1 protein-coding gene and 1 pseudogene are annotated in these 618 nt (G+C 65.9%); both read left to right on the forward strand.

Annotated features, from left to right (window positions below; all coding sequences use genetic code 11):
- Positions 1–219, forward strand: a pseudogene (locus HX873_RS30995) (urease accessory protein UreE); the annotation flags it as partial.
- Positions 216–618: urease accessory protein UreF (locus HX873_RS31000; protein WP_305729312.1), on the forward strand; the 403-nt coding region annotated here is incomplete at its 3' end. The pseudogene HX873_RS30995 and the gene HX873_RS31000, both read left to right, overlap by 4 nt.

The following is a 618-nucleotide window of genomic DNA, read 5'->3' on the forward strand; positions in this document are numbered from 1 at the left end:
CGCCACGTGGCGCTGCAAGTGGGTGACGGTTGGCTGCGCCTGCTCGATGACTACGTGCTCAAGGCCATGCTCGATCAGTTGGGCGCGACGACCGAGACCATCGAGGCCCCCTTCCAGCCGGAACACGGCGCCTATGGCGGCGGCCACCACCATTCCCGCCATGGCGACGAAGACTTCAACTACCCGCCCAAGCTGCACCAGTTCGGCGTACGTCTATGAACCCAGCCTGGGCGCTGTTGCGTCTGGCCAGTCCGCAGCTGCCGATTGGTGGCTACAGCTATTCCCAGGGCCTGGAAATGGCCGTGGAGCAAGCCCGCGTGACCGACCCGGCAAGTGCCGGGCGCTGGATCAGCGATCAACTGTTGCTCAACCTGGCGCGCTTCGAAGCGCCGCTGCTGCTTGCCCACTGCCAGGCCGCCGCCGAACAGGACTGGCCGCGCCTCGCGCAGTTGTGTGAGGAACACCGCGCCAGCCGTGAAACCCGCGAGCTGTATCAGGAAAGCCGGCAGATGGGCTATTCCCTGCACCAGCTATTGAACGGTTTACCGGAGCTGGATGACGCCGCCCGAGAATTCCTGGCACAGCGCTCCGAACCGCACCTGGCCCTGGGCTGGGCCC

It is taken from the genome of Pseudomonas sp. P7758 (genome assembly GCF_013386485.1).
Lineage (GTDB): Bacteria > Pseudomonadota > Gammaproteobacteria > Pseudomonadales > Pseudomonadaceae > Aquipseudomonas.